14 protein-coding genes, 3 tRNA genes and 3 pseudogenes are annotated in these 12,617 nt (G+C 71.2%); 12 read left to right on the top strand and 8 right to left on the bottom strand.

The annotated features are described in order from the left end of the window. Window positions 1–442: pseudogene (locus SSBG_RS34500) on the bottom strand (hypothetical protein); the annotation flags it as partial. Between the two features lie 101 nt (window positions 443–543). On the opposite strand from SSBG_RS34500, the gene SSBG_RS10700 reads away from it, so the two are divergent. The 3 genes from SSBG_RS10700 to SSBG_RS35735 all read left to right on the top strand — a co-directional run bounded on the left by SSBG_RS10700 (window position 544) and on the right by SSBG_RS35735 (window position 2,674). Continuing rightward, on the top strand, window positions 544–1,917 hold the full coding sequence (locus SSBG_RS10700; protein ID WP_008746170.1) for a hypothetical protein: 1,374 nt from the start codon (window positions 544–546) through the stop codon (window positions 1,915–1,917). A gap of 78 nt (window positions 1,918–1,995) precedes the next feature. Further along, window positions 1,996–2,068, top strand: a tRNA-Gln gene (locus SSBG_RS10695). 267 nt (window positions 2,069–2,335) lie between these two features. Beyond that, the gene (locus SSBG_RS35735; protein WP_324603500.1) at window positions 2,336–2,674 is read left to right on the top strand and encodes a YrhB domain-containing protein; all 339 of its coding nucleotides are present in this window, start codon (window positions 2,336–2,338) and stop codon (window positions 2,672–2,674) included. Between the two features lie 228 nt (window positions 2,675–2,902). On the opposite strand, the pseudogene SSBG_RS36100 reads toward SSBG_RS35735, so the two are convergent. The 5 genes and pseudogenes from SSBG_RS36100 to SSBG_RS10675 all read right to left on the bottom strand — a co-directional run. Then, window positions 2,903–3,070, bottom strand: a pseudogene (locus tag SSBG_RS36100) (DUF3885 domain-containing protein); the annotation flags it as partial. Between the two features lie 41 nt (window positions 3,071–3,111). Next, window positions 3,112–4,099: pseudogene (locus SSBG_RS33160) on the bottom strand (FkbM family methyltransferase); the annotation flags it as partial. Further along, window positions 4,096–4,299, bottom strand: coding sequence for a DUF6284 family protein (locus SSBG_RS35730; protein WP_106429326.1), 204 nt, complete (start codon window positions 4,297–4,299; stop codon window positions 4,096–4,098). The pseudogene SSBG_RS33160 and the gene SSBG_RS35730, both read right to left, overlap by 4 nt. Further along, the gene (locus SSBG_RS33155; RefSeq protein WP_158677761.1) at window positions 4,212–4,394 is read right to left on the bottom strand and encodes a hypothetical protein; all 183 of its coding nucleotides are present in this window, start codon (window positions 4,392–4,394) and stop codon (window positions 4,212–4,214) included. The genes SSBG_RS35730 and SSBG_RS33155 overlap by 88 nt, the downstream gene beginning before the upstream one ends. Before the next feature lie 143 nt (window positions 4,395–4,537). Beyond that, entirely contained in the window at window positions 4,538–5,839 is a 1,302-nt protein-coding gene (locus SSBG_RS10675; protein ID WP_106429325.1) for an MFS transporter, read from the bottom strand. 214 nt (window positions 5,840–6,053) lie between these two features. Between SSBG_RS10675 and SSBG_RS33150 the strand changes: the two genes are divergently transcribed. Both SSBG_RS33150 and SSBG_RS10670 read left to right on the top strand, forming a co-directional pair. Then, window positions 6,054–6,287 (top strand): hypothetical protein, encoded by a 234-nt coding sequence (locus SSBG_RS33150; protein ID WP_158677760.1) that lies wholly within the window; start codon window positions 6,054–6,056, stop codon window positions 6,285–6,287. Next, the gene (locus SSBG_RS10670) at window positions 6,280–6,489 is read left to right on the top strand and encodes a hypothetical protein (protein ID WP_037869443.1); all 210 of its coding nucleotides are present in this window, start codon (window positions 6,280–6,282) and stop codon (window positions 6,487–6,489) included. The genes SSBG_RS33150 and SSBG_RS10670 overlap by 8 nt, the downstream gene beginning before the upstream one ends. Window positions 6,490–6,498: 9 nt before the next feature. Here the strand turns inward: SSBG_RS10670 and SSBG_RS10665 are convergent, their stop codons facing one another. After that, on the bottom strand, window positions 6,499–7,155 hold the full coding sequence (locus tag SSBG_RS10665) for an SDR family oxidoreductase (protein ID WP_008746166.1): 657 nt from the start codon (window positions 7,153–7,155) through the stop codon (window positions 6,499–6,501). Window positions 7,156–7,217: 62 nt separating this feature from the next. Then, the gene (locus tag SSBG_RS10660; protein WP_037871317.1) at window positions 7,218–8,468 is read right to left on the bottom strand and encodes an amidohydrolase family protein; all 1,251 of its coding nucleotides are present in this window, start codon (window positions 8,466–8,468) and stop codon (window positions 7,218–7,220) included. Window positions 8,469–8,781: 313 nt separating this feature from the next. On the opposite strand from SSBG_RS10660, the gene SSBG_RS10655 reads away from it, so the two are divergent. From SSBG_RS10655 to SSBG_RS10625, 7 genes are all read left to right on the top strand, one after another. Then, window positions 8,782–8,854: transfer RNA gene (locus tag SSBG_RS10655), tRNA-Thr, on the top strand. 52 nt (window positions 8,855–8,906) lie between these two features. Further along, window positions 8,907–8,979 (top strand) — tRNA-Met (locus tag SSBG_RS10650). A gap of 90 nt (window positions 8,980–9,069) precedes the next feature. Continuing rightward, window positions 9,070–9,234, top strand: coding sequence for a 50S ribosomal protein L33 (gene rpmG / locus SSBG_RS10645; protein ID WP_007823188.1), 165 nt, complete (start codon window positions 9,070–9,072; stop codon window positions 9,232–9,234). A gap of 227 nt (window positions 9,235–9,461) precedes the next feature. Further along, entirely contained in the window at window positions 9,462–9,920 is a 459-nt protein-coding gene (locus tag SSBG_RS10640; protein WP_008746164.1) for a MaoC family dehydratase N-terminal domain-containing protein, read from the top strand. Next, window positions 9,920–10,348, top strand: a complete 429-nt coding sequence (locus SSBG_RS10635; protein WP_008746163.1) for a MaoC family dehydratase — start codon at window positions 9,920–9,922, stop codon at window positions 10,346–10,348. Before SSBG_RS10640 ends, SSBG_RS10635 begins: the two co-directional genes overlap by 1 nt. Window positions 10,349–10,464: 116 nt before the next feature. Beyond that, window positions 10,465–11,007 (top strand): TetR/AcrR family transcriptional regulator, encoded by a 543-nt coding sequence (locus tag SSBG_RS10630; RefSeq protein ID WP_008746162.1) that lies wholly within the window; start codon window positions 10,465–10,467, stop codon window positions 11,005–11,007. Window positions 11,008–11,113: 106 nt separating this feature from the next. Then, window positions 11,114–12,547, top strand: coding sequence for an MFS transporter (locus SSBG_RS10625; protein ID WP_008746161.1), 1,434 nt, complete (start codon window positions 11,114–11,116; stop codon window positions 12,545–12,547). Window positions 12,548–12,617: the final 70 nt, after the last annotated feature.

Raw genomic sequence — 12,617 nt, 5'->3', positions numbered from 1 at the left:
CACGGACGAGAAACCCTCTCCGATCAGCCCGAAAGAGCTGGTCGGAGGGGGTTTCTTCGTTGTCGGGGCGGGGGCCGTGCGGCGTGAGGGTTGTCTCAGCGCGTCTCGCGTGAGTCCCGCCCGTGGTCGGCGCGTGTCCCCCAGGCGTCCCCCGGGGGGAGGCCGCCTTGAGGAGGTAGTACTCGCGGTCCAGGTGCGCGAAGCATTCGGCGCCGACGGCGGTCGCGGTGACGGCGGCGAGCGCGTCGAGGATGTCCGGGGCGCCCTCGTACGCCTGCTCGGGCGCGGGCCCCTCGGGGCCGCGTGTCTCGGCGCTGAGGTACGGGCGGGTGCGGCCGTCGTGGGCCGGGTACGTGCGCAGCGCACTTGTTCCTGAGCTGTCGTATTCCGGGGCGCAGACAACGCGGAGCGGCGAGGCAGTTCGGATCCAAGGCCGGCCCATCGAGGGGTACGTCGAGACCAACGCTGCGTAGCTCGGCTCTGTGACTGCGGTGTGCGGATAAGCAGTAGAGACCCAGTCGTGGTGATGACAAGGTGAGCCTCATGCCGTCGCCCACATTCGAACAGCTCCTCCGTGAACTGCACGCCTCGCTCATACTCCGCAAGCGTCCGGAAGATGTGGCCCGGCTCATCCAGGATCTGTACGCCGCACAGGGCACCGACCTCGATACAGCGACCGAGGCGAGGCTTGCCAAAGCGGCCGAGCACTCGCTGCGCAACCTCTGGCACGGCTATACCTCCATGCGGGAGGAGTTCGCCCGTCCGGTTGGCGCACAGCGCCAGCTTGCCCGCGCGGCAAACCTGTTCCTGAGCGTGCCGGACCTTCCGGACAACGCCGGGGATGATCCAGCCCAGATCGAGGTGGTGATCCGGCGAGCGGGTGAGGAGATCGGCCGCTCGTACGGGCAGAACGACTTCGGCATGGACCGCCTCAACCGGACCGAGCGCACGGCGGCGTGCCTCGGGGAGATTTCCAAACGCCAGTACAACAAGCGTTTCCGACTACTGCGCCGGATGGAAGCCAAACTGGCCCGGCTCATCCACGAGCAGCGCCGACGCGAAGTGGCCATCACCGGCAAAGGTGCCCTCGCCCACGTCCTGCCGTACGAGCTGTTCGCCACGGACCCGGACACGGCGGCCTTCATCGCCTACGTCACGGCGCGCGGCTACATGCGCAGCGTATTCACCAACGGTCGCCAGCGTCAGGTCTACGACGATGTCGCCGCGGCCCTGTTCCAGCGCCTGAGGAATCGCCCCGAGCGGGCCTGCTGGTACGCGGTCGCGCATGTGCACCCCACAGCTGAAGTGTTGGCCCATGTGTCCGACCAGGACCTCACCCAGCTGCTGGTTCGGTGGAACGGCTTCCTGCGCCGGGCCGCCGGTCTACTGGAGGACGTCTGGAACCGGCATCCGCTGGAACGCGACACGATGATCGTGCGCCGTGGCGATGACTCGTCGACGTGGAACCAGGCCGCACAGGCATGGAATACGGCTCGGGCCCACTGGTTCGCGCTGCTAACCGAGCTGGGGCAGGACGAGATCCTGGATCGGATTTGCCCTGGCAAGGTGCCCCGCCTGATGGCGGCCGATGTGGCGTACTGGCACCGCATGAGCGGCGGCGGGCTGCACCCGGACACCTACGTCTGGGCGGACCTTCCTCTGCCCTGGGAAGTACTGCGGGGTGAGAAGGAATGCCCACGTTCGCTCGTCGAAGCAGCTTGCGCCCGGCATCAGGTGGACCCGATAGCCGGCGCCTGGACGGCTCCCAGGCCAGCGGCTGAGGCCGTCGCCTTCCGGCGGACACCCGAGCTGGTACACGGCGTCGCCGTCGCCGACCCACTCATGGCCAGCGTTCTCCGTTCGGCAGGAGTCTTCTCCGGCAAGGGGAAGCGTGTTGCCGCCCAGGAGTGGACGTGACCGATGGTAATCCCCGCGCGTGTCCGCCCCTGCAAAACAGTTGACCCGCACAGTGGCCCAAGCGATGATCACGGTGGCGACGAGGAAGCTCTGCGGAGGAGCGCCCGGCTCTGATCCCGGGTGGACGCAGGTTCGAATCCTGCCCTCGTCGCCTCTCCGCATACCTCCCGGAACACGACGTCCCCGGCTACCTGCGCAGACCACTGTTCCGTTGTTGCCGTATTCCTGGCCAAGCAGGTCTGTCAGACGCCTCGTATGCGCTCGTGGGCCGTGCAAATTCGCTGGTCGAGAGAGGGCCCGGCGCGGGAAGCCGTACGCGTGATCGAGCGAGAGGCCGCCGTTCAGGCTGTCGAGGACCAGCTGGAGCGCGACTATCAGCAGTGGCGGGGCCGCGGGTGTGGACGCGATGCGGTTGGCTGTGGTCGACGTCGAGGAGCACGAGCTGGTGTGGATCGTCTCCTGGACCTCCGAGGAGTTCGGACGCACCCGGAACCCGGAGTTCATGCCGGCCGGTAACGGGCCTTACCTGGTCGACCGTGTCGACGGGGGGCTGCACCGAGTTGGCGTCGTCTCCGCGGTAACCGGGGAGTGGGAGGCCGACTATCGAGCCCGGATACGTGGGCTGCCGGTGCGCACCGCGGTAGACGATCTGCACGATGCGCTGTGCGAAGTCGCCGCCGCGCGCGGACGTATGCACGCTGTGCGGACACTGCGCCTGAGCCTGCCGACGTTCTCGCCTGCGGAGGCCATTGAATAGGTGAGCGCATTGCTGGACGGTGATGCGCCCGCGCGTCTCGTGGCCGTCGCCACCAAAGAGCTCGTGGAGCCTCTCGACCCCGTATGCGCAGTGGAGACGATTCTGAGCGGGGCGGAGATCCGAGCGGGTCAGAGACCCGAGGGGTGAGGGGAAAGCCAGTCGGCATGTCCGGTCGCGCACCAGGTCCCGTTGCTCGGAGGCGGAGAGGAAAACGTCGGCGCCACCGTCGTAGGGGTGGTGGATGCGCTGCATCCGGGTGTCGGTGATGAGGACGCTCGCCACCCTGTCGTCGGCGATGTCTCGGAGCAGGTCGTCAATGCGGCCACGGCGCCAGGGCCGGCGGGCGGTGAAGAGGTGGCAGTACGTGCGGAACGCAGGGTCGGGGTCGTCCTCCACCAGCAGGCTCTGCGATACCCGTTGACGTCGCCGCGCAGCCGCCGGAGCGGAGGCCGGGGCGCGCGGATCGCGGCGGGGTACGTGCCGGGGGAGTAGTCGTTGGGCAGGCGGTACGGGTGGAAGCCGGCGGCGGCCATGGTGTCGAGCAGCTCGGCGGAGTCCCCGAGTGCGGCCATACGGGACGGCGTGACCTCGACGGTGACCTCGGCGTCGGGACGGAGCTTGCCGAGGAGCGACGCGAGCCCTCGTACGGCCTTTCCCTCGGCGCCCTCCACGTCAATCTTGATGACGCGGGCACGCCGTACCTCGTCCTCGGTGGGCAGCGAGGCGAGCGGAGACACGGGGACCTCGTGAAGCGCCTCTACGGGCCCGTCGTACGGAACGATGCTGTTCGCGCCCATGTTGACGAAGCTGGCGAGCACGAGCGTGAGCGTCTCCTCCAGGTCGGAGACGTCCTGCTCGAAAACGCGCACGACGTCGGCCTGGTTGAGCCGCAGGTTCGCCCGCAGCAATGCGGCGAAGGACGGCGATGCTTCGACGGGGACGACGGCCCCACCGGGCCCCACGAGCCGAGCCCCGAGCGCGGAGAAGTACCCGATGTTCGCGCCGACGTCCACGAAGACGTCCCCGGGCTTGAGCCGGCTGCTCAGCCACTTGGTGAGGTTGGGCTCCCACATCCCGAACATCGGCGTCACGGCGTAGATGAGGGTGTGGGCCGCGTCCGGCGCCGCCGAGGCCGCCATCAGCGCGGCCATCGCGGGCAGCAGCCACAGCCCGATCCGCAGCACCTTCGGCGAGGACTGCTCCATCATCGTGAGGCCAAGGAGCACGAGTGCGGCCACCATGGTGGCCCTCACCGGCCCCGAGCGCCCGGAGCGCCGTACCAATGCCGCAGGCGTGGCTGATGTTGCTGAACGTGCCCAGCGCCCCGATGACACCCGTCCCGGTCATCGGGACGAACGCCACACCCGGCACGCTTTTCTGCGCTTTCGTCAGGCGGCGTCCTGAGGAGTGGGCGGTGGTCGTCATGCGGCACCACCGACCTGCCGTGCGGCGGTGTTCGCCGGCGCGCGGCGCTCGGTCAGAACGCGGTTGCCGGCCCGGCGCAGCCGTCGGCGGTCCGGCTCGGACGGCGTCCGGTTCAGGACACCTGGAGCGGAAGAGCGGCCCAGACCAGTACCAGCATCACGGCCGTCACCAGGTGGTACTGGGTAACGTGTCCCAGGCACGCGCCCCGGCCCCGCCGCGGGCTCACGCCGTCGGTGACCTCGGCCGCCGACGGCGCCGCCTTCCCCTCTGCTTGCTGGTCGGTCTGCCCGATCACGTGGTCAGCGAGGTTGTGACCGACGGGGAGAACCGCCCACACCGCACTCTTCCGGACTAAGAAGGCCGATCCCCCCGCTTGAGCACCACGGGGAGCACCGGCGTCAGATGTTCGTGAGCGGCGCCGAAGCAGCTATCTCGTGACTACATCCGTTTCGCCCCCGCACCGTGCGGCAGCGAGTCCTCCGTCCTGTCGTGGGGAGAGCTGGTGCTGTCCATCCTTCTCCAGGCCGGGAAGATCACCGGGCACAGCGTGGCGAGCAGATACACACCGCCCACCGCCAACAGCGAGAAGGGCAGGCCGGCCGAATCCACGAGGAAACCCGCGGCCAGTGCGCCCAGCGGAGTGACCAGTTGGACCGAGGCCGTTGTCGCGCTCAGCACGCGGCTGCGCAGGTCCTCCGGCACCGTCTCATACGTCACGGTGGCCATGATGGGGTTGAGTACGCCGAAGGCGAGACCCTCTACCGCCATGGTCAGGGCCAGCGGGGTGAAGGTGTCGGTGAAGGCGGCCACCACGAAGCGCGGCATACCCCCGAGGAGAAAAGCGATCGTGAAGACGGGCCACCGCCGAAAGCCGCTGCCCACCGCCCCATAGGCGAGCGCCCCCGCGAGTGCGCACACCCCGAACGCCGCGTTCAGCAGACCGAGATCGACGGCACCATCAAGCTCCTCACGGGCATGTACGGGCAAGAGCACGGCGCTCCACCCCTGGTCTAGCCCCCTGGTGACCAGCGTCATCAGGCACAGGCCGAGCAGCAGCGGCGTAGCCGCCAGGAAGCGGTAGCCTTCCGCGAGTTCACGTCGGTAGGCCCGCGGCGACGCCGGCTCGGCCCATCGTTGGGGCTGTGCCTCGGGCAGGCCGCGCACACCGAACGCGAACAGAGGCGCGGCCACGGCGAAGGTCGCGGCATCCACCAACAGGACGGTCTCGGAGCCGAGTACGGCGATCAGCACACCGCCGAGAGCGGATGCCGTCAGCGCCGCGCAGCGTGCCGCACCGTCGTACAGCCCGGCAGCCCTGGTCAGCGGCATTCCGGCCCGTTCGGCGAGCGTGGGCAACAGCACGCCGCGGGCGGTTTCACCCGGCGCACGGAACAGCCCCGTCATCGCCATCAGCCCGCACAGCATCCAGAAACGCAGGATGTCGGCGAACTGCAGCAGCGGGATCGCCGCGACGGCGACCCCGCAAGCGAGATCCGAGGCGACACTCACCCGCCGTCGCCCGATCCGGTCGATGACCGGACCGCTGACGAGCGCGGCGAGCACTGCGGGCAGCAGTGTGCAGAGCGCCACGATCCCAGCTTCGGCGGCACTGCCCGTGTTTTGGAGCACGAACCACGGCACGCCCATGTACGTGAGGCAATTCCCGGCGATCGAAACGAGGTTGGCCGCAAGAACCGTTGCCAGAGGACGGCGATCGACCGTCCCGAAGTCTTCGGACACTACGGTGGTCTCCCGTAAGGGGAAGCGCCCACCGTGAACGCAGCAGGTCAGCCGGTGGGCGAAGCGAAGTGATCAGCGTCTGGCGCGCATGGCGAGGCGCACCGCGGTGCGGTGTTCACAAGCAGCGCCTCCAACACTTCGCCGGGATGACCACCCGGCACCTCTCCGCATTGTGACCTCGGGCAGCAGCCCTCCGCAACGACGATCCGTCGCGATGAGCAAGCTCGATCTGCCGACCATCCGGATCTCGGAGAGCCGTGCTTCAACGCGCTGGGAAGACAAAGAGCTGGTCGAGGTCACGGCCGGTGCGCGGGATCATCGACGAGATCAGCCGCAGGCCCTCGTCAACGCGGCGGGCCGTCATGCCGACGTCGGCCCCATAGCGGCGCGTCGGTTCCAGCTCGTACGGGGGTGTCGGACGGGGAGGCCACACTGGGGGTATGGCTGAGCGTCGTGCGTGTCCGGAGTGTCGTCGCGAGATCGCTGTCGTGGGTGGGCGGGTGGCCCGGCACGACGCTCCCGGGACGCGGGCTGCCGGGGGGCTGGAGTCGTGCCGGGGCTCGCGGCGGTACGTCGGCGTCGCGGTGGGGCAGGACGCGCTGGACGGGTACGTCGTGCCGGAGTTCCCGGGGCAGATGCCGCTCTGGTGAGGGCCCCGCTCAGGGGGTCTTCGCGAGGCGGACCGCCGTGTCGACCGGGGTCGGGCCCGAGATGAGCTCCAGGGTCAGGCCGGCCGAGGCGGGGGAGAGGGCCAGCGCGTGCAGGACCGCCGCCACGTCGTCGCGGGGGACCGCGCCGCGCCCCGTGCTCGTGGAGAGGGCCACCTCGCCGGTGCCCGGGTCGTCCGTCAGCCGGCCCGGCCGCAGGACCGTCCAGTCCAGGCCCGTACGCGCCCGGACCGCGTCGTCCGCCGCGCCCTTCGCGCGCAGGTACACGTCGAAGACCTCGTCGCCCTCGTGCGCCGCGTCCGCGCCCATCGAGGAGACCATCAGGAAGCGCCGTACGCCCGCGCGTTCGGCGGCGTCCGCCAGGAGCACCGCGCCGTCGCGGTCCATCGTGTCCTTGCGGTCGCGCCCGCTGTCGGGACCCGCCCCGGCGGCGAAGACCACCACGTCCGCGCCCTCCAGCGCGTGCGCCACCTCGTCCACCGTCGCCGATTCCAGATCGCACACCACCGCCCGCGCGCCCGCGAGTTCCAGGTCGCCCGCCTGCTCCGGGTTCCGGATCAGGCCGATCGCCTCGTCACCGCGCCCGGCGAGCAGTCGCTCCAGCCGCAACGCGATCTGACCATGTCCACCTGCGATCACCATGCGCATGGGTCCGACGGTACGCCCGTACGGGACCGGGCGCCGCTCGGGGAGGCAGGGGCCGGGGCGGGTCAGGGAGTGCGGCGCGGTGCCCGGCTCTGGCGCGGCAGGTCGAGTCCGGCGGCGGAGTCGCAGTACTCCCGTACCGCGCTGGTCCGCGCCACCACGCGCCCCCCGTGCACGACCAGGCGCCCGTACGCGAGCGAGAGCGCGCCCGCGAGCTGGTCGCCCCGCACCGCGAGCAGTTCGGCCGGGAAGCCCGCCTCGACCCGCACCTCCGGCAGACCGAGCACCGCGCGGGCCGTCGCCGAGACCGCCGCGTACGCCTCCTCCGGGCCCAGGCGGTGCTGCGCGGCCAGCAGATAGGCGGCCTCCAGCGGATCGCCCCGGCCCACCGGGTTCGCCTGGTCGCGCAGTGCCCCGCTCCCGGCCGTGACCGTGACCCCGGCCGCGCGCAGCAGCCGCACGGGCGCGCTCGTCGTCCCGCGCCGCTCGGTGCCGCGGCAGTCGCCCTGCGGCAGCGCGACGACCGCGACCCCGGCGGCGGCGAGCGATTCGGCGGCCCGCCCGGCGACCATGTCGGGCAGCCGCGCGAGCCCGCCGCAGGGCCCGAGGGCCACCCCTGGACGCAGTCCGCCCGCCATCGCGGCGAGCCGCGCGAGGCGCACCGGGTCCTCGGCGGCGGTGTGCAGGTCCACGGGGCAGCCGTGCTCGGCGGCGACGGCGAGCAGGGTCTCCGTGTAGCCCGTGGGATCGGGGTCGAGGTCGGGGCAGCCGCCGACGACGGCCGCGCCCATCTTCACCGCGTCGCGCAGCTGCGCGCGCCCCTCGGCGCCCGCGACGCCGGTGAGCAGGCGGGGCACGGCGACGACGGACAGCTCGGCGAGGCCGTGCAGCGCGGTACGGGCCTGGAGCACCGCTTCGAGCGCGGCGAGGCCCTGGACGTCGCCGACCCGGACGTGTGCGCGCTGCGCCGTGGCGCCGTGGCCGAGCTGGAGCAGCGCGGCCTCGGTGGCGCGGGCGCGCACCGCGCGGGGGCTGTCGTCGGGCGGGCCGCCGCTGAGCGCCGTGAGCGCGGTGTCCGCGTGCGCGTGCGGTTCGGCGGGGGCGGGGAGGAGGAGCCAGCCGCCGAGGTCCACCGTGTGCGCCCCGCCCGGCGCCAGGCTGCCGACGGTGCCCACGGCCTCGATGCGTCCCCGGGCGAGGCGGACGTCCACGGTGCGCCCGTCGCTCAGCCGCGCGCCGCTGAGCAGCAGGCCGGCGCCGGGGCCGCCGCTGCCGCCACCGGGGAGGCGGGAGGAGGGCGGAGGGCTGTCGGGCATCGTGCTCCCCGTGGTCGGGTACTCGCTCCCGTGGGTCGGGTACTCGCGGCGTGTGATCACCCCGTGATCACCCAGAGTGGGCACGAGCCTAGGGCTCCGTCCTCGCGACGACGAGCAGGAGGGCAATAGTCGTACCGGCGGAATGTCCCGGTACCGCCTTCGCGCCGGGCTCCGGAGGCCCGCGAGGTCCCGCAGGTCACAGGCGTACGGGGGGCGGCGCGCGGGGCGGAGCGGCGCGGGCGCGGGGCTCCGCGACCGGCGCCGGTAAGGATTTGGGCGAACGGCCCGCGAGCGTGTAATGTCTTCCTCGCTCGCCCCAATAGCTCAGTCGGTAGAGCGTCTCCATGGTAAGGAGAAGGTCAACGGTTCGATTCCGTTTTGGGGCTCTGGTGTGAGGAGATCCCCGTCCTTGTGGGACGGGGGCCGCACTCGCGCCGAGGCGGTGTAGCTCAGTCGGTAGAGCAAGCGGCTCATAATCGCTGTGTCACCGGTTCAAGTCCGGTCACCGCTACTGACAGTAGCCGATTGTGGGGTCGGTCCTTCGGTCGGCTACTCTTTCCTGCGTTAATCGTTTTCTATCCGTTCGTCAAGGAGCACTCACGTGGCTGCCACCGACGTCCGCCCGAAGATCACGCTGGCCTGCGTGGAGTGCAAGGAGCGGAACTACATCACCAAGAAGAACCGGCGTAACGACCCGGATCGTCTTGAACTCAAGAAGCACTGCCCGCGCTGCAACAAGCACACGGCGCACCGCGAGACCCGCTGACCTTCCGGTCACGGACCTTTCGCATCAGGCTCGTTCGCGAGGCCGTTCCCTCCTGGGGAGCGGCCTTTCGGCGTTCCCGGACCGCTCGGGCGGCTCGGCGGCCCCGCCCACCGCTCGTGAGACGCTGGGGCGCCGCGATACGCCACGTACCGCCGCCCGCGGACACAGCCGCGCCTCGGGCGCGACCGCACACACGTACAGCCGAGATCTGGGAGGTGGGACGGCGCATGGCGCTCGACCAGTCCTTCGTGGGGCGGACCTATCCGCCCGCCGATTCCTACGAGGTGGGACGGGAGAAGATCCGCGAGTTCGCCCGCGCGATCGGCGACGCGAACCCCGCGTACAGCGACCCCGAGGCCGCCCGGAAGCTCGGGTACGAGGACGTGATCGCGCCTCCGACCTTCATCTTCACCGTCACCTACCGGGCCGCCGTGCAGGTCGTCGGGGACCCGGCGCTCGGGCTCGACTACAGCCGCGTCGTGCACGGTGACCAGAAGTTCGCCTACGTGCGCCCGGTCCGGGCCGGGGACGTGCTGAGCGTCACCTCGACCATCGAGGCCATCAAGTCCCTCGCGGGCAACGACGTCATCGACGTCCGGGGCGAGGTGCGTGACGCCGACGGCGCCCTCGTCGTGACGGCCGTCACGAAGCTCGTGGCCCGCGCGGCCGGGGAAGAGGAGAAGTGATGAGCGCCACCGTCGCCTACGCGGACGTCGAGGTCGGCACCGAACTGCCGCCGGCGAGCTTCCCCGTGACCCGCGCCACGCTCGTCGTGTACGCGGGCGCCTCGGGGGACTTCAACCCGATCCACTGGAACGAGCGCTTCGCGAAGTCCGTGGGCCTGCCGGACGTCATCGCGCACGGCATGTTCACGATGGCCGAGGCGGCGCGGGTCGTGACCGACTGGGCGGGCGACCCCGGGGCCGTCGTGGAGTACGGGGTGCGGTTCACGAAACCGGTCGTCGTGCCCGACGACGACGAGGGCGCGGTCATCGAGGTGAGCGGGAAGGTCGCGGCGAAGCTCGGCGACGGGCTCGTCCGGGTCGATCTGCTGGCGCGGAGCGCCGGGCAGAAGGTGCTCGGGATGAGCCGGGCGGTCGTCCGGCTGGCGTGAGCCCGGCCGGGGCCGGGCAGTCTCGCCCCCGGCCCCGGTCCGCCCCCCGCTTGCCAAGTAAGTGATTGAGCACTAACTTTCTTCTCGTGGTCAGGATGAGTGCTGAGGCGCGGCGCGTGAGCGCCGTTCGTGCCGCCGTCGTGGAGTTCGCCGAGCGGGGGTACGAGGGCACCTCGACGGAGTCGATCGCGCAACGGGTCGGCGTCTCGCAGCCGTACCTGTTCCGGCTCTTCAAGAACAAGCGGGAACTCTTCCTCGCCGCCGCCGCGCACTCGCTGCACGAGGCCGTACGGGTCTTCGAGGAGGCCGCCGACGGCGCGGGGGACGAGGGGCCGAAGGCCGCGATGGGCTTGGCGTACAAGCAGCTCATCGAGCGGCGGCCCGAGTTCCCGCTCATGTTCCTGCGGATCTACGGGCAGGCCGTCGCCGCGCGCGGCGCGGGGGACGAGGAGTTCTGCGCGGAGCTGCGGCGGCACTGGACCGGGCTGTGGGACTTCCTGCTGCTGCGCCTGGGCGGCGACGCCGAGGAGGCGGCGCAGTTCATGGCGATGGGCATGATGATCAACACCCTCGTCTCGCTCGGCTTCCCGCCGGGACACCACGTCTGGTGCGGCTTCGACCAGAAGGACGTGCCGATGGCCCGGCAGTTCCAGGAGTAGGCGCCCCGGGGCGCTGCTGGTGACCGGCTTCGGTCTCCTGGTGTTCGCACACCCCAAGAAGTTAGTGAGCAATAACTAAACTGCAAGTGTCTGGGGGACACACGACATGACAGACGCACCGGGCAGGCGGCCCGTTTTCTGGGTCCTTTTCATCACCGGGATCGCGGGCTTCATGGCCGCGCTCGACAACCTCGTCGTCACCAACGCACTGCCCTCGATCCGCGCCGACCTCGGTGGCGGCGCGGGGGACCTGGAATGGACGGTGAGCGCGTACACGCTCACCTTCGCCGTGCTCATGCTCTTCGGGGCGGCGCTCGGGGACCGCTTCGGGCGGCGGCGGATGTTCTCGGCCGGCGTCGCGCTCTTCACGCTCGCCTCGGGGCTCGCGGGCTTCGCGCAGGGCATGGGCCAGCTCATCGCCGCGCGCGCCGTGCAGGGCGTCGGCGCGGCGGTCATGATGCCGCTCGTCCTCACCCTCATCGCCGCGGCCGTCCCGGCCGGGCGGCGGGGGATGGCGTACGGCATCACCGGGGCCGTCAACGGACTCGCCGTCGCGACCGGCCCCCTCATCGGCGGCACCCTCACCGAGCACATCTCCTGGCACTGGATCTTCTGGCTCAACGTTCCGCTCGGCGTCCTGCTCCTCGTCCTCATCCCGCTGCGGCTGGACGAGTCCTCCGCGCCAGGGGCGCGCCTGGACCTGCCCGGCACGCTGCTCGTCAGCGGCGGGCTCTTCGGGATCGTCTACGCGCTCGTCAACGGCAACGGGGACGGCTGGAGCAGCGCGCCCGTGCTCGGCGGGCTCCTCGCGGGGACGGCGCTGCTCACCGGGTTCGTCGTCTTCGAACTGCGCGCGCGGCGGCCCATGGTGCCGATGCGGCTCTTCCGCGGGCAGGCCTTCAGCGCGATCAACGCCGTCAGCCTGCTGATGTTCCTCGGCATGTTCGGCTCGATCTTCCTGCTCAGTCAGGCCCTCCAGCTCGTCCGGGGCTGGTCCCCTACCGAGGCCGGGCTGCGGATGCTGCCGTGGACCGGGATGCCGATGCTCGTCGCGCCGGTCGCGGGGCTGCTCAGCGACCGCTTCGGCGGGCGGCGCGTGGTCGCGGCCGGGCTGCTGTGCCAGGGGCTCGCGCTCGGCTGGTTCGCGACCCTCTTCGACGCCGGGGTCTCCTGGACGGAGCTGCTGCCCGGCATGATCCTCGGCGGCATCGGGATGGCGCTCTACTTCGCGCCCGCCGCCGCGCTCGTCATGGACAGCGTCCGGCCCGCCGAGGCGGGGATCGCCTCGGGCGTCAACAACGCGGTACGCGAAGTCGGCGGCGCGCTCGGCATCGCCGTCCTGAGCGCCGTGTTCACCGCGCGGGGCGGCTACGGCAGCGTCGCCGGCTTCGTGGACGGGCTCACCCCGGCACTGTGGGCGGGCACGGGCGGCGTGCTCCTGGGGGCGGTGCTCGCGCTGCTGATCCCGCGCGGGGGCGGGGCGCTGCCACAGCCGGAGGAGAAGGTGCTCACGGACGGCGCGGAGCGGGTCGCCGTGTAGGGCGGCGCGGCGCGGATCGCCGCGCGGGACGGCGCGGCGCGGGTCGTCGTGCGGGGCGTATGGACCAGTG

Origin of the sequence: Streptomyces sp. SPB074, from assembly GCF_000154905.1 — a bacterium.
Taxonomy (GTDB): Bacteria; Actinomycetota; Actinomycetes; order Streptomycetales; family Streptomycetaceae; genus Streptomyces.
Note: the sequence above shows the minus strand (reverse complement) of the source record. Positions and strands in the feature narration are given on the sequence as shown.

Excerpts from the sequence above, each read along its gene's own strand:
- SSBG_RS10640 (WP_008746164.1), top strand. The coding sequence starts at position 9,462 with ATGGCGCTCGACCAGTCCTTCGTGGGGCGGACCTATCCGCCCGCCGAT.
- SSBG_RS10700 (WP_008746170.1), top strand. The coding sequence starts at position 544 with ATGCCGTCGCCCACATTCGAACAGCTCCTCCGTGAACTGCACGCCTCG.
- SSBG_RS10660 (WP_037871317.1), bottom strand. The coding sequence starts at position 8,468 with ATGCCCGACAGCCCTCCGCCCTCCTCCCGCCTCCCCGGTGGCGGCAGC.
- SSBG_RS33150 (WP_158677760.1), top strand. The coding sequence starts at position 6,054 with ATGAGCAAGCTCGATCTGCCGACCATCCGGATCTCGGAGAGCCGTGCT.
- SSBG_RS10670 (WP_037869443.1), top strand. The coding sequence starts at position 6,280 with ATGGCTGAGCGTCGTGCGTGTCCGGAGTGTCGTCGCGAGATCGCTGTC.
- SSBG_RS10635 (WP_008746163.1), top strand. The coding sequence starts at position 9,920 with ATGAGCGCCACCGTCGCCTACGCGGACGTCGAGGTCGGCACCGAACTG.
- SSBG_RS10665 (WP_008746166.1), bottom strand. The coding sequence starts at position 7,155 with ATGCGCATGGTGATCGCAGGTGGACATGGTCAGATCGCGTTGCGGCTG.
- SSBG_RS10625 (WP_008746161.1), top strand. The coding sequence starts at position 11,114 with ATGACAGACGCACCGGGCAGGCGGCCCGTTTTCTGGGTCCTTTTCATC.